Below are 15,395 nucleotides of genomic sequence, written 5' to 3' on the forward strand. Positions count from 1 at the left end.
CGTTGGCTTCGCGGGACGGCTACCAGGATCTGCACCACGAATGCCGGCAGACCAAGGACATCCCACTGCCTCATGGGGCCGGGCTGGTCGTCGTACGGCGCTGCAATTGCCCCTGCCACGCGCGCATCGAGGGTGCGTCATGATCCAACGCTTCTGCCGCTACTGCGACGAGCCGATCACCGATCCTGGCGACGCGGTTCACCTCTGGTACGAGGAGAGCATGAGCGGACCGGGGTGGGACGTGTGGGCGCACCGCGAGCACGCCGGCCTTGTTGAGCCGGACCCCGCGTTGGTACGCATCCTGGCGCGTGTGCTGATCGCGGGGTGGGGAAGGGCCTGATGCACAACAACCCGGTGACGTGACTTTGCCAGGAGCCACGTCGGTCGTGATCGTCCGCGTCAGGCATTGATGTCGGAACGTCGCGAACTTTTCGCCGCTCAAGTCACCATTGGCAGAAGGCCACCGAGGCATCATCCCCGGACTTGTACCGCGGCCACCGCCGTCCAGTGGGGTCCGTAGCCTCAACACTGCGTACGGTGTCGATCAGTTCACCGGGGCCTCCGGCCCGGAGAGTGGCGAACGCTTCCGACCAGGTTGCCATCGCGTACTCGCTCACGAGCCTTGATACGCCATCGGACATTACGGCGGCAGCATCCACTTCTTCGAGCGTTGTCGTGCCGGTCAGGGCGTGTTTGGCCGCTTCTGGATCCGCCGCAGCCACCCAATAACCCTCCGGTGTGTTGCGTACTTGCCGCTGCGCGAGCACGAAGCGTTGCAGGGCCTCCCTGTGCTCTGAGGTGTGAGTCTCGTACTGCTCAACCTCGGCTCTCATCTCGGGGAGGATGTCGTCCACTCGAAGGTCAGTGATCACCGAGTGCCCCTGTGGTCCCTCGAACACGATGGGGGAGTCTGCGAGGACGAGATGGTCAAGGACTTCGCCTCGATGCCGCAAGACCGCAACCGTGGTGGACGGGGTCCCCGGATTCTTGAGGTCGCACTCCGGGTGCAGGCCTGCGACACGATCGAGGGCATCCGACAGACCATCCGAGAGTTGGCGGTCCGGGTCTGCGAGAGCCGCAACAAGCTGGCCGCCGAGGTGTGCGACGTACCACGGGACGCCGTGTCGGCATCCCGTGGTGAGGCCGGCCGTACTCAGTCCGTCCAGCACGACAGCGAGCGTGGGTGTTCCAGCCACCCAGTCCTCATTGGGGTTGGCTCCCCCAGGTCGTGTGTCCATGCAGACGCGCATGATCATCCCTCGTGTCGGTACAGCGGGGTGACGCGGCGGCTCTCCAGCACGTCGAGCGTCTTGGGGTCGTAGCGGCAGGAAATGAGCGTGGAGAACCGGCGGGTGCGAACCTCTCGATACAGCTCAGCGAGGTTGTTCTCCAGGTAGTGCACGACTCCGTTGGCGCCTATGGCGTGGATTCCGGCGATGTACAAGAACGTGCCACGGCCGTCCAGTCGGGGGAGTCGGCCTAGGTAACCGAAGTCGCCGGCCGAGCCGTCCTCGTCCATCGGGGATCGGTACTCCTTGCCGGTTTTCTGGTCCACCAGATGCCAGGCTCGGTCCTTCTCGAACCGCAAGTTGTCGTCCCCTTCGAGCACCTGGGCGACGATGGGCGACAGCCGCGGTCCGCAGACGACCACGTGGTTGTCGCGGTTGAGGTTGACGATTCCCGTCGTCGGGATCACCTCGTACTCGGCCTCAAGCTTCATCCCGCCCAGCAGCTTGCGCAGGTGGTCGAAGTTGTTGAGGTCTTCCCTGGTCACGACCTCACTCGGGTTCTGATCAGGGCCCTTGCCTGCCTCGGGCTTGCCGCCGAGAGACACAGTCACCAGGTCCGTGCCGAAGAACGCGCGCTCCGGAGGTGGGCCGGCGGACGCCAGCTGCCCTACGCGGCCTCGGCTCACCCCGAGCTTCGCGGCGATTTCGGTCTGAGTCATGCCGGACGCCTGCGCTTCTTCGATGGCCTCGCGGCGGATGCGGGACAGCTCAAGCACCCATCCCTGATAGGTCGCCATCAGGTCGATCGCCGCTTTGGCCCGGTCGACCGGGGCCGCGATCTCCGAGACCCGCTTCATGTCGTCGTGCACGGCTCTCCACTTCCTTGTCTAGGGGGACTAGCGAACTCTATCGCTAGAGGGGGTTGCGCACACCCCTTGCGTTTGCTTACGGTACCTATCGAACGAGGGCGCAAGCCCCCCTAAGCAACGTAGGGGGAATGCGTCGCACCTGCTTTACCTGCAAGAACGCACCACCCAGGAGCCCCGCAGTGGACGGGGGGAGGGCACCGGACAGTCGTCTGCCTCGCGGCAGGCGATCCCTTGGCAGTCCGGATGGCAGACCGAAAGGTCAGGTCTCTGCCTGCAACGGGGCCCTAGCGGGCTGTTCCTTGATCCGGCAGCCGCGTCCCCGAAAGAGACCACTCATCCACCGCAGTTCTCTGCGGCCGGTTGCCTCCGCTGCTCGTCTCGTACGAGCAGCGCTGAGGGGAGCCGGATTGACCGACTTCAACGGCGCGCGGCCCCGGAGGTGCAACTCCGGGGCCGCTGTTCGGGCCGTTCACCTGTGGAAGGACACACGACCCAATGGAACACATCGTCACTGTTCAGGACGCTGTTACCGCGTTCGCCGACTTCATGGAGCCGACCAACGCCGAGCTCGACGCCATCGAGCGGGAGATGTCCGTGATCCTCGCGGACGTCGACCTGTTGGACGCGCAGATCATCACCATGGATCGCACTCCCACCGAGCTGGACGTCCGGCGTATCCGCCGGGCCCGCCGCCGGCTGCTGGTCGCACTGGCGAACCAGGCCGCCGAGGCGCACCGGGGTGGCGCCGCATGAACGCTGTTCAGATCCGTTCAGCCGAGCGCGCGCTGTCGGCCGGTACGTGGCTGATCGTGGCGGGCGCGATGCTGTATTCGATCCTCACCGTCACGCCGCTCGCCGCCGCGCACACCCCCGCTCGGTGGGCTTGGACGGCGCCGATTCTGCCGCTGGTGGTGGATGCGGCCGTGGTCATCGTGGTCCGGCTGGATGCGGTGCTCGCGCGGCTCGGGGGCAACGGCGGTCGGTGGCCCATCGTGCTGCGCTGGATGACCGGCTGCATGACGCTGGCCCTCAACGTGGCCGACTCCGCGTTGAAGAACGACCTGGTGGGCGTGGCCGTGCATGCGGTCGCTCCGCTACTGCTGATCGTCACGGCGGAGACCGGTCTCGCCTACCGGCGCGCTATCACCGCCGCCGTGGTGGCGCCGGAAGCCAAGCAGCAGGCCGAGCGGGAGACCCGTGAACGCGCCGCCGTCGAGCGGCGCGAGGAGGTCGCCCGGCGGGCTCGCGAGGAGCGCGAGCACGCGGCGGTCCTGGCGCGTGAACAGCGTGAGCATGAAGCCCGCATGGCCCGTGAACAGGCCGAGCGGGAGGCCGCCGTACGGCGCGAGGAACGCGAGCGCGAGCAGGCCCGGGAACGGGCTGAGCGCGAGGAGCGTGAACGCGTCGAGCGCGAGCGTGAACAGCTCCGGGCGGAGCGTGAACGCCGTGAGCGGGAGGCCGCTGAGCGCGCCGAACACGAGCAGCGGGCGCGTGCCGAGCAGGCGCGCCGTGAACAGGCGGAGCGGGAGGAGCGGGCCGCGCGTGAACGCGCCGCGCTGCTGTCCGGCGGTCCGGTCACGGACAAGCTTGCCGAGGACGACGCGCGCGCCATCGTGGCTGCCGCTCAGGCCGAGGGGCTGTCGGTGCGGTCCGCTGCCGAACTGTGCGGCTGGTCGGTCGGCTGGGTCTCCGCCCGGTACGCCGAACTCCGTGGACCCGTCAGCGGCGTTGCGGTCGACCTCACCGGCGCGGGCCGTTGAGACCCACGCGTATCCGCCGGCGTGCTGCCGGACGCACCGTCCCCGCCCTGCCCGGTGCGTGTGTGCCCTGCGCCCCCTGCAACTGATTTGGAAGGCCCCTGGTGGACTCCCACAACCTGCCCGTGCCCGCCGTCGTCCGTCTTCCGGACGGCCGTTACGTCTACAACGACCACCCCGCCCACCTCACGCCGATGGCGCCTCCCCACCAGGGGGCGCAGACGGTGATCCAGCACATCCATCACGCGCCGCCGGACCGCACCATGCAGCGCCTCGCACTCGGGTCCGGCGTCGGGGCCGGTGCAGTGGCCGCCGGGGTCTACTTCGGCCCACTGTTGGTCGGCGTGCTCACCGCCATCGCGGCCAACCTCGCGATCCTCACCCTGCTGGCCGTGGCCATGGCGTGGGGTGTGGTCACTGTCGTCCGCTCGGTGGGCGGCACCGACGGTAAGGCCGCCGCCAAGCGGCCTGGCCGCAAGGGAAGTTGACCCTTCCGACCAGGCGGCAAGAGGCGAGAGGCCGCAGGCGGCCCGCAGGCCCTCCGAACCCCTTCGCGTGTGGGTCGAGATCCCCCGGGCTGTGAACGGCCCTTCACGCCCCCGCGAGGGAGTTGCACGGCTGGTTTTCCGCTCGCCCTACGCGCGCGTGCGCGTAGGGCGCCCACCCCTCCCTAGCGCTCAACTCTGCAACATCGCAGGTCAGATGTGGTTGCAGGGGTTCAACCGGTGCTGTCGACGCAACCGACAGGACCGCCCCCTGCAACCCGGGCGGGCCGGTGACGCCACGCAACGGCGCACCGGCCCTCATCCACGGTCTTGGAGGACCCTCGTGGACTGGAAGCAAGCATGGTCGACCACTATCAACACCACCACTGCGGCTCTCGATTTGCTCGCCCCGGTGTGCGCTCCGTTCGCGGCCCGCTGGGACCTTGAGGCCGAGCGGCGCGACAAGCTGCGTACACCGGAGCACTTGAAGGCGCTCATGGCCGCGCAAAAGGAGCACAACGCCGCGCGCTCCACGCACGCCACCGCCAAGTCGCAGCAGTTGTCCGCGAAGGCCGCGTCGAACAATCCGTTCGCGGCCGGTCGCCGTGCCGCCCGCGTCGCGGTCAAGGCGGCTGTGAGCCACGAGCGCGACACCCGCGCCAAGCTCAAGGCCGCGCGGGTGAACTACCCGTCCACGCTCAAGGCCCGTGCGGTGCAGGCGCATTCGGTGCACGCCGTGCCCAGCGCGCTCGCGTCCGCGCTCATGTCCACCGCGCACCTGGCCCTCTGGCCGGCCGCCACGTCCGCCGTGCTGATCGGGGCGAACATGGCCGCGCTCGCGCTCGGTCGGCGCAAGCTGCGGGTGCCGGTGGATGAGTCGCTGTCGCTGGAAGAGCGTCAGCTCATGGAGCGCCTCGACCCGTCGTACTGGGTCGAGTACGCCGGTGATCGTGGTCTGTCGGGCACGGTCACCACGCCCCCGGCCATGGAGCCGGGCGGCATCCGCTGTGAGATCCGCCTGGACGGGACGTGGACGGTCAAGACGCTCGCGGACAAGGCCGACTCGGTCCGTGCGCTGCTCGGGGCTCGGACCGCGCTGCGCATACGGATCACGTCCGCCTCGCGCGGCGGCTGGGCCGTCCTCACGCTGGCCACCCGTTCGGCAGCCGCGGGCGTTCCCTCCCTGTGGACCCCGGACCGCATCCCGTCCGACCCGCTGACGATGAGCCTCGGTCTTGACACGGAGACCGGGGATGAGGTCCTGGTCCCGTTCGACGAGCGGCTGTTGGTGTCCGGTGCGTCCGGCACCGGCAAGTCCTGGTCGTTCCGCCCGCTCATGGCCACCGCCCACCTGCGCGGCGACCTGGTGCTCATCGACGGCAAGGGCGAGGAGGCGAACATCTGGGAGCCGGTGTGCCGTGTCGCCGTGGAACAGGACGACATCACCGACGCCGTGGACCAGGCGCACGCGGAGATGACCCGCCGCAAGACCGACATGAAGCAGCGCGGTATCAGCATGTGGGACGGCCCTCAGCTCACCATCGTCGTGGACGAGGGACAGGTCATCCTCGCCCTGATCACCAAGGACAAGGACCGCTTGCAGCGGCTGATCGAGCTGTCCTCGCTGGGCCGCTCGCGCGGCGTCGTCCTGTGGTGGGCGACGCAGTACCCGCTGACCGACGGCGGGGCGCCGGGCGTGCACAAGCTGATCGCACCGAACCTCCTCACCCGGTTCTCGCTGCGGGTGGCCGGCACGACACAGGCCCAGGTCGCGTTGGACGACTGCGCGCACTACGCACCGCACCAGATCCCCGACGGCCGCGAATACCGGGGCCACGGCTACCTCAAGAGCTATGGGCCGCGCATGCTGCGCACCTGGACCCTCGACGACGCGGGCGTGCGCGCCCTGCCCACGTCGATCTGGTCCCCCGCACCGTCCACGGGCGGGCAGCCGCCGCGCACGCCGCTGCACCTGGTCAAGAACACGCCCGCACCCGCCGGGGCGGCTACCAACCGGGACAAGGTGCTCGACGCCGTGCAGTCCGGGGCCCGCACCGCTAAGGGCGTGGCCGACGCGACCGGCCTCAACAAGGGCACCGTCTCCCGCGAGATCAAGGCCCTCACCGCCAATGGCGCCCTGCACCGGACCGCCGACGGCCGTCTCCTGCCCGGCAGCCAGGCGGCCTGACCACACCGCACCAAGCAACGACGACGGCGGCCCCCATCCGACCAAGAACCGGGGCCGCCGCCAGTCCAGCACGCTCACGAACTGGAGACCTCCAGCATGACCCAACCGACCCCCGTACGGGGGGAGCACCTTCGGACCGCGCTCGACCTGGCCGCCTCCGGACTGCCCCCGCTGCCCTTGCGGGCCGGGAAGGTGCCGTTCGGCAACTGCCGCCGCTGCGCCGACAACGCCTGTGGCGGCCGGCCCAACATGAAGACCCCGGGGCCGTGCGTCTGCCCCGGGCCGTGCCACGCGTGGGCCGCCGCGACCACCGACCCGCGTGTCCTCACCTCCGGTCCCTGGCGCCGCACCTGGCTGCAAGCCGAAGCGGTCGCCTACCACCCGGGCGGGGCGGGGCTGTCAGTCGTGGACCTGGACGACGCCGACGCCATCGCGTGGGCCCGCGAGACCCTGCCGCGTACACGGACCGTACGCACCACCAGGGGCGAGCACTGGCTCTACCTCGGTGCCATGCAGTCCGCCAACGGCGTGCGGCCCGGCGTGGACATCAAGTCGACCATGGCTTACGCCCGTTGGCTCGGGTTCGGCGCCGGCACCATGACCGCCCTGCCGAACGCTGTCCGCGCACTGGCCGTGCGGCAACCCGCCCTGGTCCGGTCGGCGCCTCCTGCCATCGCCGTGCCTGTCGGTGCCGGGGCGGGGCGTGCCGTCATCGCACGCCCGCGTTCCTGGAGCGCGGCATCGCGATGGCGGAGCAGCGCATCGCCGAGGCCACGAGCGGCGTGCACAACGCCGTGTATCGCACGTTCCTGGCCGTGCTCTCCACCCACGGCCGGTGCGGCTGCCTCACCGACGCTCACGTCGCACGACTCTTCAACGCCGCGCAAGCCAAGGGCGAGACCGCCCGCCACTGCACCGAAGCATGGGCCAACGCCCGCACCACGTTGGGAGTGTGACCGTGGCTGACGACGACAAGACCCCCGCTCGCGAGGTCATCACCGACTACGCCCAAGATCACTTCCGCTACTTCCGTACTCCCGACGGCACGGTGTACGCCCAGAGGAAGGGCCACCCCGTGGCCCGCCCGATCCGCTCCCAGGGCACCACGGGCAGCCACCGCCAGGAACTCATGGTCGGTCTCTTCCGCGACGGACGCGGCGTCTTCAACGGCAGCGCCATCAAAGAGGCACTGGACCTCATCGAAGCCCTCGCGCTGAGCGAGGACGTACAGCCGGTGCACATCCGCGTCGCCCCGGGCTTCGACGGGGCGACGTGGCTCGACCTGGGCCGCGACGACGGACAGTCCGTCCGCATCCATCCCACCGGGTGGGAGATCACCGTTCCCGATCCGCGTGAGGTGTGCTGGCGACGCACCCAGCTCACCGGCGAACTGCCCATGCCCGTCAAGGACACCGACGGCAAGGGCATCGATCTGCTGATGCGGCTGTGCAACTTCGCCAACGCCGAGACCGAATGCCTCGCCATCGCGTGGTTGATCGGCTGCCTCGGTCCGTCGGTGCCGGTACCCGCCCCGTTCCTGACCGGGCCGCAAGGGGCGGGGAAGTCCACCGGCGGACGGATGCTGATCCGGATCGTGGAGGGCATGACCGGGGACCTGCGGCGGGCCCCGAAGGACGAGGAGAACCTGATCGCGGCCGTAGCGGCGGGATGGGTCACCGCCCTGGACAACCTGTCCCACATGACGCCGGACCTGTCCGACGCGATGTGCTGCATCGTGACCGGCGCCGAGAGCGTCAAGCGCGCGCTGTTCACCGACGGGGACGTCTTCCGCGTCGGCTACCGCCGGCCACTTCTCCTGACCGGGATCGACGTGGGTGTCATCCGGCCCGACCTCGCTGAACGGCTCCTGCCGCTCCGGCTGGAGCGCCCCAAGATCCGGCGCACCGAGGCGGAACTGTGGCTGGACTACGAGGAGGTTCTCCCGGTCGTGCTCGGCTCGCTCCTCGACCTCACGGTCAAGGTCCGCGCGGTGCAGACGGAGACGCCAACTGATCTGCGGATGGCGGACTTCGCGCACCTGTGCGCCCAGTTCGACGCGGCAACCGGGCTCGGGGCCCTTCCCGCCTACCGAGCCAGCCTGGACGACCTGAACGACGACGTGATCGAGGGTGACCTCCTCGCCCAGACCGTCCTCAGGCACGCCGACACCATCGAGCCGGGCACCGCGCAGCGGATGACCTCCACGGAGTGGCTGCACCTCCTCAGCGGCCTCTACAGCAGCGACGAGCCGCGTCCCCTGCCGAAGGGCTGGCCGACCACCGGCAAGGTGCTCTCCGACCGTCTCAAGCGCCTCCAGCCGACCCTGGCCGCGCGAGGCGTCCTCATCGACACGGGGCGCACCAGCACCGGCCGCTACCTCGAAATGACCCGCCTGGCCGCCCCGCCCCCGCACCAGCCGAAGCGGATGTTCTAACCCACCCCACGACCACCGGCACAAGCAAGAAGAGCACCACCGGCCCGGCGTGCTCCTCTTGCTGTTCGGCGCGCCGCGCCGCCTGGCACCACAACAGACACCCCCTCCTCTTGTCCTAAGAGGGAAGACGCTGCGTCACCTGCGTCACACGGGACGCTAAACGGCCCTTGACCTGCGGCGAAAGCCATGACGCAGACGGCGGCCTCTGCGTCATCCTGCGTCATCTGCGTCACCCGATGACGCAGCCCATGACGCGCCGATGACGCAGCGCCTCACCACTGCGTCGATCAAAGGCGCAGGTCAGAAGCGTGAATGTCGCTGATGACGCGATGACGCAGAAATCCGAGCCTCGGACACACACGGGCTCACGAAAGACCCCGAAATCAACTCCCCCCGCATCTCCGCCCCATGGAGGACCCAGTGAGCGCGCCTGCTCCCGTCAGAGACGACCCCCGCGCCATCCTCCGAGGAGGTCTCCCGGACCGATACCTCACTCCGGACGACATCGCCGAGATGTTCGAGGTGCCCAAGGAAACCGTCTACCAGTGGCGCAAGAAGCGCATCGGGCCGCCCGGCTTCCGCATCGGCAAGTACATCCGCTACGACCCCGCTGACGTCCGCGCCTACGTCACCAGTCGCAAGAGCGCCGACAGCGACGCGGTCTGACGCGCAGCACACCGCATCGCCCAACTCCCCAGGGGAGGGCCACACCACGGCCCTCCCCTTTCCACGCCCGGAAGGGACTACGCCTTACATGGCTGGCCACATCCAAGACCGCTGGTTCAAGACCGAGACGACCGCTGACGGAAAGACCGTCCGTACCAAGACCGACCGTCACGGAAGCGGCCTGCGCTACCGCGCCCGGTACGTCGGCCCTGATGGCACCGAGAAGTCCAAGAGCTTCCCCGATCGTCAGAAGCGGCTCGCTGAGCAGTGGCTCACGCAGATCGAGGCCGACATGGCGCGCGGGCAGTACATCGACCCGCGCGCCGGCCGCCTCACTGTGCGGCAGTACGCCGAACGGTGGTTGGCCTCGCTCACCATGGATCCCGGCACTTTCGTGAGCACGGAGCAGCGCATCCGGCTGCACGTAGTGCCGCATCTGGGCAGTCGCTCGCTCGACTCGCTGCGCCCGATCCACGTCCGTGAGTGGCTGCGGAAGCTCCAAGACGGGGGAGTGGCCCCGGCCTATCAGCGGGTCATCTTCGCCAACCTCAACGCGATGTTGGCGGCGGCCGTGGACGACCGCCTGATCCCGCACAACCCCTGCCGCTCGTCGTCGGTGAAGGCGCCCAAGCTGGAGCCCCGCCGGATCGTGCCCTGGCGGCCTGAGCGAGTGCTGGCCATGCGTGCGGCACTGCCGGAACGGTACCGGGGGATGGTCGACCTGGCCGGCGGATGCGGGATGCGGCAGGGGGAGGTGCTCGGCATCGCCATTGACGATGTCGACTTCGCCGAAGAGGTCGTTCACATCGTCCGCCAGGTCAAACTCATCGCAGGAAAGCAGGTGTTCGCGCTTCCCAAGGGCGGCAAGACGCGCACGGTCCCGCTGCCGGAGAGCGTCGCTCGGGCTCTCGAAGCGCACATCGAGCGCCTCCCGCCGACGGCCGTGACGCTGCCGTGGCGATCGGTTGACGGCGCGCCGGTCACGGCATCCGTGATCTTCAGCAATGTGGCGGGGCGCGCGGTGAACCGTGTCGTCTTCAACAACAAGGCATGGCGGCCCGCTCTCGACAAGGTGGGCGTGCCGCGCGGCAGGGAGAACGGCATGCACGCGCTGAGGCACTTCTACGCGTCCGTTCTGCTGGACGCCGGCGAGAACATCAAGGCCCTCTCCGAGTACCTCGGGCACCACGACCCGGGCTTCACGCTGCGGACGTACACACATCTGATGCCGAGCAGCGAGAAGCGGACGCGGGAAGCGGTGAACGGCGCGTTCGAGGACGGCGCGACGGACGATGACGGCCCCACGACGGCCCAGGGGGACTGAGGAGGGGGGAAACGCGCAGGTCAGGCCGCAGACCAGGTCAGTAGCGCTGATTCAGATACCCCAACAGCTCGTCGTGGAGCAGCCCGTTCGACGCGGCCGCGTTGCCGCTGTGCGGGCCCGGGCGGCCGTCGAGGCCCGTGAAGGCGCCGCCCGCCTCGGTGACGACGATCGAGGTGGCCGCCATGTCCCACAGGGACAGCTCGGGCTCCGCGCAGATGTCGACCGCGCCCTCGGCGACCAGCATGTACGGCCAGAAGTCGCCGTACGCGCGCGTGCGCCACACCTCGCGGGTCAGGTCCAGGAAGCCGTTCAGCCGGCCTTGCTCCTCCCAGCCGGAGAGCGAGGAGTACGCGAACGAGGCGTCCGTCAGCTTCGAGACGCGGGAGACGTGCAGCCGGGAGGCGGAGGAGAGGCTGCGCCCGGTGAAGGCGCCGTGGCTCTTCGCGGCCCACCAGCGGCGGCCGAGGGCGGGCGCGGAGACCACGCCGACCACGGGCTGGAAGCCGCCCTCGCCCGCTTCCATCAGGGCGATCAGCGTGGCCCACACCGGGACGCCGCGGACGTAGTTCTTGGTGCCGTCGATCGGGTCGATCACCCAGCGGCGAGGGCCGGTGCCCTCGACGCCGAACTCCTCGCCGAGGATCGCGTCCCGCGGGCGGGAGCGCTTGAGGTGGCCGCGGACGATCTCCTCCGCGGCCTTGTCCGCCTCGCTCACCGGGGTCATGTCCGGCTTCGTCTCGACCTTGAGGTCGAGGGCCTTGAAGCGGTCCATGGTGGCGGCGTCGGCGGCGTCCGCGAGGACGTGGGCGAAACGGAGGTCGTCGAGGTAGTCCGGCATGGAACGAACGCTATCCGCCGTGGTCGGCGCGGGGCTACCGGGCCTTGGTCACGGTCTGGCGGCACATGGTGACGGACGGGCGCCCCCGCATGCCCCCGCGAACCCTTGACAGTGCTCCCGTGCGCGTCAAATCTGGGGCGCAGAGTCGCTCCGCCCCAGGGAGGCGATGATGCCTGCAGCGCGGGAATCCCTACTGGACGCCGCGTACACGGCGCTGGCGCGCCGGCCATGGTCCGCCGTGCGGATGGTGGACGTGGCCGCCGCGGCCGGAGTGTCCCGGCAGACCCTCTACAACGAGTTCGGCAGCAAAGAGGGGCTCGCCCGGGCGCTGGTCAGAAGGGAGGCGGACGGCTATCTGGCCGGTGTCGAACGCGCCCTCGCCACCCACAGCGACGCCCGCGAGCGGCTGACCGCCACCGCCGAGTGGACGGCGTCGGCGGCCCGCGAGAACGCTTTGGTACGGGCCATGCTGACCGGCTGCTGGAGCGAGCGGTTGCCCTCGCCGACGCTCTCCCCGGTCCCGTCCTCCTCCGCGGTGCCGGCCCAGCGCCGGGCCGACGGTCCGCTGCCCTCGCCCGGCGACTTCGTGGCGATGGTCCGCGACCGGGCGGTGGCGGTGCTGTCGGGGCCCGGGGCCGTCAAGTCGGACACGGCCGAACTGGCCCGCTCCTGCGAGCTGGTGGTGCGGATCGCCCTGTCCTGCGTGGCCGCCCCGCCGGGCGAGGGCGGCGTCACGGACCTGGTCCGCACGGCCCTGCCCCGGCAGGTGGTGTGACCGTCCGCCGGGAAGTCGACTAGTGCGCGGAGCCGGACAGTTGGAGGCCGATGACGCCCACGATCACGAAGCTGATCGAGATGAGCTTCAGGGTCGACACCAGGTCGCCGAGGAAGATCATGCCGTAGATGGCGGTGCCCGCCGCGCCGATGCCGGTCCAGACGGCGTAGGCGGGGCCGACGTCGAGCTTCTTCAGGGAGAGCGTGAGCAGGCCGAAGCTGCCGAGGGCGAAGACGCAGAAGGCGATGGTCGGCCAGAGCCTGGTGAAACCGTGCGAGAGCTTCAGACACACCGCGAAACCGGTCTCCAGCAACCCGGCCACCACCACCAGCAGCCACGCCATGTGCTGTCCTCCCGTATGTCCGGCTCGGTGCGATTATGCACTTACCGAACTCGCGTACAGCCAAACAACGCGGAGGTCAGTCGCCTTCCGTGCGCTCCCGGGTGGAGAGCAGCCGGCGCAGCGAGTACAGCCGGGCCGGATCCGCGTGCCCCTCCGCGACCCACTGGTCCAGCGCGCAATCCGGTTCATCATGACTGCACGCGCGCGGGCAGCCCTCGGTTCCCGGTTCCAGGTCCGGGAACGCGTGGATGACGCGGGACGGGTCGATGTGCGCGAGACCGAAGGAACGGACGCCCGGGGTGTCGATCACCCAGCCGCCTTCCCCGAGGAGAGGTAGTGCCAGGGCCGAGGTCGTGGTGTGGCGGCCGCGCCCGGTCACCGCGTTCACATGACCGGTGAGCCGCCGCCGCTCCTCCGGCACGAGCGCGTTGACCAGCGTCGTCTTGCCCACGCCGGAGTGGCCGACGAACGCCGTGATCCGGCCGTCGAGTTCCTCGCGCACCCGGTCGGCCGCGTCGCCGTTCTCCAGCTCCTCACGGCTGGTGACCACGTACGGGATGTCCAGGTCGCCGTAGAGCTCGAGGAGTTTGTCGGGCGGGGCGAGGTCCGACTTCGTCATGACCAGCAGGGGCTCCAGGCCGCCGTCGTACGCCGCCACCAGGCAGCGGTCGATGAGGCGCGGGCGCGGCTCGGGGTCGGCCAGGGCGGTGACGATGGCGAGTTGGTCGGCGTTGGCGACGACCACGCGCTCGTACGGGTCGTCGTCGTCCGCCGTGCGGCGCAGCACCGAGGTGCGCTCCTCGATGCGGACGATGCGCGCGAGGGTGTCCTTGGTGCCGGACAGGTCGCCGACGAGGGCCACCCGGTCGCCCACGATGGCCGCCTTGCGGCCCAGTTCGCGGGCCTTCATCGCCATGACGATCCGGTCGTCGACGAGGACGGTCAGCCGGCCCCGGTCGACGGTGAGGACCATGCCCTCGGCCGCGTCCTCGTGCTTGGGGCGGATGTGGGTGCGGGGTCGGTTGCCCTTGCGGTTCGGGCGGGTGCGGATGTCGTCCTCGTCGGTGTGCTTGCCGTAGCGGCGCATCTCCTTGTGCCCCTACGCCCCGAGCATCCCGGTCCACAGCTCGGGGAAGTCCGGCAGGGTCTTCGCCGTCGTCGCCACGTTCTCGATCTGCACGCCCTCCACCGCGAGGCCGATGATCGCGCCGGCCGTGGCCATGCGGTGGTCCTCGTAGGTGTGGAAGATCCCGCCGTGCAGCCGGCGCGGGCGGATGTGCAGGCCGTCGGCGGTCTCGGTGACGTCACCGCCGAGCTCGTTGATCTCCTTGGTGAGCGCGGCCAGCCGGTCCGTCTCGTGCAGGCGCAGGTGGGCGACGCCGCGGAGGGTCGAGGGGGAGTCGGCCAGGGCGGCGACCGCCGCGATGCCGGGGGTCAGCTCGCCGACCTCGCCCAGGTCCACGTCGATACCGTGGATCGCACCCGAACCGGTGAACTCGAGCCCGTACTCGGTGAGTTCGCAGGTGCCGCCCATCTCGGTGAAGATCTCGCGCAGCCGGTCGCCGGGCTGCGTGGTGCGGGCCGGCCAGTCGGGGATCACGACCTTGCCGCCGGCCACCAGGGCCGCGGCGAGGAAGGGCTGGGCGTTGGACAGGTCCGGCTCGATGGTCAGGTCGCGGCCGAGCAGCGCGCCCGGCGTCACCCGCCACACGTTCGGCTCGCCGCCCGACTCCGGGGTGTCCACCTGGGCGCCGACCGCGCGCAGCATGTCCACGGTCATCCGGATGTGCGGCAGTGAGGGCAGCGAGGAGCCGGTGTGCCGGACCTCGACGCCCTGGTTGAAGCGCGGGCCGGAGAGCAGCAGCGCCGAGACGAACTGCGAGGACGAGGACGCGTCGATCTCCACCGTGCCGCCGTCCAGCGCCCCGCCCCCGTGCACCGTCAGCGGCAGCGTGCCCCGGCCGTCGTCGTCGATCCGGGCGCCGAGGACGCGCAGGGCGTCGATCACACCGCCCAGGGGACGCTCGTACGACCGCGGGTCGCCGTCGAAGCGGATGGGGCCGTCGGCCAGCGCGGCGACCGGCGGCAGGAAGCGCATCACCGTGCCGGCGTTGCCGACGTCGACCGTGGCCGGGCCGTGCAGGCCCGTGGGGAGCACCCGCCAGGTCTCGCCCGTGCCGTCCGGGCCGACCCCCTCCTCGATGCCGACGCCCATCGCGCGCAGGGCGCCCGCCATCAGGAGCGTGTCCCGGGAGCGCAGCGGGCGGCGCAGCCAGCCGGGCTCGGAGGCGAGGGCGGCGAGCACCAGGGCCCGGTTGGTGACCGACTTGGACCCCGGCACGTGGACCGTCGCGTCGACGGCTCCGCTCGCGTGCGGGGCGGGCCAGAGGGCGGTGTGTGCGGGGTTAACGGTCATGCGCCCCACTTTAGTGGCTGGGGGTGACCGGAGATCTTGATCAAAAGCGGCGAAACCATGGTGAAACAGCG

At 70.1% G+C, this 15,395-nt stretch carries 15 protein-coding genes and 1 pseudogene; 10 read left to right on the forward strand and 6 right to left on the reverse strand.

The genetic code is table 11. The features are described 5' to 3' along the window. Nucleotides 1-139: 139 nt before the first annotated feature. Nucleotides 140-340: a hypothetical protein gene (locus ACQEWB_RS32715; RefSeq protein ID WP_432837358.1), complete on the forward strand. Its 201-nt coding sequence runs from the start codon at nucleotides 140-142 to the stop codon at nucleotides 338-340. A gap of 103 nt (nucleotides 341-443) precedes the next feature. Here ACQEWB_RS32715 and ACQEWB_RS32720 read toward each other — a convergent pair whose 3' ends face one another. Next, complete coding sequence (locus ACQEWB_RS32720) at nucleotides 444-1,256, reverse strand: protein phosphatase 2C domain-containing protein (protein WP_432837360.1); 813 nt, start codon at nucleotides 1,254-1,256, stop codon at nucleotides 444-446. Continuing rightward, nucleotides 1,253-2,098, reverse strand: coding sequence for a sigma factor-like helix-turn-helix DNA-binding protein (locus ACQEWB_RS32725; RefSeq protein ID WP_432837362.1), 846 nt, complete (start codon nucleotides 2,096-2,098; stop codon nucleotides 1,253-1,255). Before ACQEWB_RS32725 ends, ACQEWB_RS32720 begins: the two co-directional genes overlap by 4 nt. A 495-nt stretch (nucleotides 2,099-2,593) precedes the next feature. On the opposite strand from ACQEWB_RS32725, the gene ACQEWB_RS32730 reads away from it, so the two are divergent. The 8 genes and pseudogenes from ACQEWB_RS32730 (at nucleotide 2,594) to ACQEWB_RS32765 (ending at nucleotide 10,952) form a co-directional block, all read left to right on the forward strand. Beyond that, nucleotides 2,594-2,851, forward strand: a complete 258-nt coding sequence (locus tag ACQEWB_RS32730; RefSeq protein WP_432837364.1) for a DUF6284 family protein — start codon at nucleotides 2,594-2,596, stop codon at nucleotides 2,849-2,851. Beyond that, nucleotides 2,848-3,858, forward strand: coding sequence for a DUF2637 domain-containing protein (locus tag ACQEWB_RS32735; protein ID WP_432837366.1), 1,011 nt, complete (start codon nucleotides 2,848-2,850; stop codon nucleotides 3,856-3,858). Before ACQEWB_RS32730 ends, ACQEWB_RS32735 begins: the two co-directional genes overlap by 4 nt. A gap of 101 nt (nucleotides 3,859-3,959) precedes the next feature. Continuing rightward, nucleotides 3,960-4,343 (forward strand): DUF6251 family protein, encoded by a 384-nt coding sequence (locus ACQEWB_RS32740; protein WP_432837368.1) that lies wholly within the window; start codon nucleotides 3,960-3,962, stop codon nucleotides 4,341-4,343. Nucleotides 4,344-4,683: 340 nt separating this feature from the next. After that, nucleotides 4,684-6,528: a type IV secretory system conjugative DNA transfer family protein gene (locus tag ACQEWB_RS32745; protein ID WP_432837370.1), complete on the forward strand. Its 1,845-nt coding sequence runs from the start codon at nucleotides 4,684-4,686 to the stop codon at nucleotides 6,526-6,528. A 96-nt stretch (nucleotides 6,529-6,624) separates the two neighbouring features. Continuing rightward, a pseudogene (locus ACQEWB_RS32750) lies at nucleotides 6,625-7,484 on the forward strand (DNA primase). 2 nt (nucleotides 7,485-7,486) lie between these two features. Beyond that, the gene (locus tag ACQEWB_RS32755; RefSeq protein WP_432837372.1) at nucleotides 7,487-8,962 is read left to right on the forward strand and encodes an ATP-binding protein; all 1,476 of its coding nucleotides are present in this window, start codon (nucleotides 7,487-7,489) and stop codon (nucleotides 8,960-8,962) included. A 408-nt stretch (nucleotides 8,963-9,370) separates the two neighbouring features. After that, the gene (locus ACQEWB_RS32760; protein WP_432837374.1) at nucleotides 9,371-9,628 is read left to right on the forward strand and encodes a helix-turn-helix domain-containing protein; all 258 of its coding nucleotides are present in this window, start codon (nucleotides 9,371-9,373) and stop codon (nucleotides 9,626-9,628) included. A gap of 88 nt (nucleotides 9,629-9,716) precedes the next feature. Further along, on the forward strand, nucleotides 9,717-10,952 hold the full coding sequence (locus tag ACQEWB_RS32765) for a tyrosine-type recombinase/integrase (protein ID WP_432837376.1): 1,236 nt from the start codon (nucleotides 9,717-9,719) through the stop codon (nucleotides 10,950-10,952). A 37-nt stretch (nucleotides 10,953-10,989) separates the two neighbouring features. Here the strand turns inward: ACQEWB_RS32765 and hisN are convergent, their stop codons facing one another. Further along, entirely contained in the window at nucleotides 10,990-11,790 is an 801-nt protein-coding gene (gene hisN / locus ACQEWB_RS32770; RefSeq protein ID WP_432837378.1) for a histidinol-phosphatase, read from the reverse strand. A gap of 169 nt (nucleotides 11,791-11,959) precedes the next feature. Here hisN and ACQEWB_RS32775 point away from each other — a divergent pair, with 169 nt between their 5' ends. Next, the gene (locus ACQEWB_RS32775) at nucleotides 11,960-12,565 is read left to right on the forward strand and encodes a TetR/AcrR family transcriptional regulator (RefSeq protein ID WP_432837380.1); all 606 of its coding nucleotides are present in this window, start codon (nucleotides 11,960-11,962) and stop codon (nucleotides 12,563-12,565) included. 19 nt (nucleotides 12,566-12,584) lie between these two features. On the opposite strand, the gene ACQEWB_RS32780 is transcribed toward ACQEWB_RS32775, so the two are convergent. The 3 genes from ACQEWB_RS32780 to aroA form a co-directional block, all read right to left on the reverse strand. Next, nucleotides 12,585-12,908: a DMT family transporter gene (locus ACQEWB_RS32780; protein ID WP_401713021.1), complete on the reverse strand. Its 324-nt coding sequence runs from the start codon at nucleotides 12,906-12,908 to the stop codon at nucleotides 12,585-12,587. A gap of 76 nt (nucleotides 12,909-12,984) precedes the next feature. After that, on the reverse strand, nucleotides 12,985-13,995 hold the full coding sequence (gene rsgA, locus ACQEWB_RS32785; protein WP_432837383.1) for a ribosome small subunit-dependent GTPase A: 1,011 nt from the start codon (nucleotides 13,993-13,995) through the stop codon (nucleotides 12,985-12,987). A gap of 12 nt (nucleotides 13,996-14,007) precedes the next feature. Continuing rightward, nucleotides 14,008-15,324 (reverse strand): 3-phosphoshikimate 1-carboxyvinyltransferase, encoded by a 1,317-nt coding sequence (gene aroA, locus ACQEWB_RS32790; protein WP_432837385.1) that lies wholly within the window; start codon nucleotides 15,322-15,324, stop codon nucleotides 14,008-14,010. Between the last annotated feature and the right edge of the window lie 71 nt (nucleotides 15,325-15,395).

Origin of the sequence: Streptomyces sp. CA-249302, assembly GCF_050936785.1 — a bacterium.
Lineage (GTDB): Bacteria > Actinomycetota > Actinomycetes > Streptomycetales > Streptomycetaceae > Streptomyces.

What these genes read in the sequence shown, in the direction of transcription:
- ACQEWB_RS32735 (WP_432837366.1), top strand. Translation starts at nt 2,848, where the DNA reads ATGAACGCTGTTCAGATCCGTTCAGCCGAGCGCGCGCTGTCGGCCGGT.
- aroA (WP_432837385.1), bottom strand. Translation starts at nt 15,324, where the DNA reads ATGACCGTTAACCCCGCACACACCGCCCTCTGGCCCGCCCCGCACGCG.
- ACQEWB_RS32780 (WP_401713021.1), bottom strand. Translation starts at nt 12,908, where the DNA reads ATGGCGTGGCTGCTGGTGGTGGTGGCCGGGTTGCTGGAGACCGGTTTC.
- ACQEWB_RS32775 (WP_432837380.1), top strand. Translation starts at nt 11,960, where the DNA reads ATGCCTGCAGCGCGGGAATCCCTACTGGACGCCGCGTACACGGCGCTG.
- ACQEWB_RS32765 (WP_432837376.1), top strand. Translation starts at nt 9,717, where the DNA reads ATGGCTGGCCACATCCAAGACCGCTGGTTCAAGACCGAGACGACCGCT.
- rsgA (WP_432837383.1), bottom strand. Translation starts at nt 13,995, where the DNA reads ATGCGCCGCTACGGCAAGCACACCGACGAGGACGACATCCGCACCCGC.
- ACQEWB_RS32715 (WP_432837358.1), top strand. Translation starts at nt 140, where the DNA reads ATGATCCAACGCTTCTGCCGCTACTGCGACGAGCCGATCACCGATCCT.
- ACQEWB_RS32720 (WP_432837360.1), bottom strand. Translation starts at nt 1,256, where the DNA reads ATGATCATGCGCGTCTGCATGGACACACGACCTGGGGGAGCCAACCCC.
- ACQEWB_RS32760 (WP_432837374.1), top strand. Translation starts at nt 9,371, where the DNA reads ATGGAGGACCCAGTGAGCGCGCCTGCTCCCGTCAGAGACGACCCCCGC.
- hisN (WP_432837378.1), bottom strand. Translation starts at nt 11,790, where the DNA reads ATGCCGGACTACCTCGACGACCTCCGTTTCGCCCACGTCCTCGCGGAC.
- ACQEWB_RS32730 (WP_432837364.1), top strand. Translation starts at nt 2,594, where the DNA reads ATGGAACACATCGTCACTGTTCAGGACGCTGTTACCGCGTTCGCCGAC.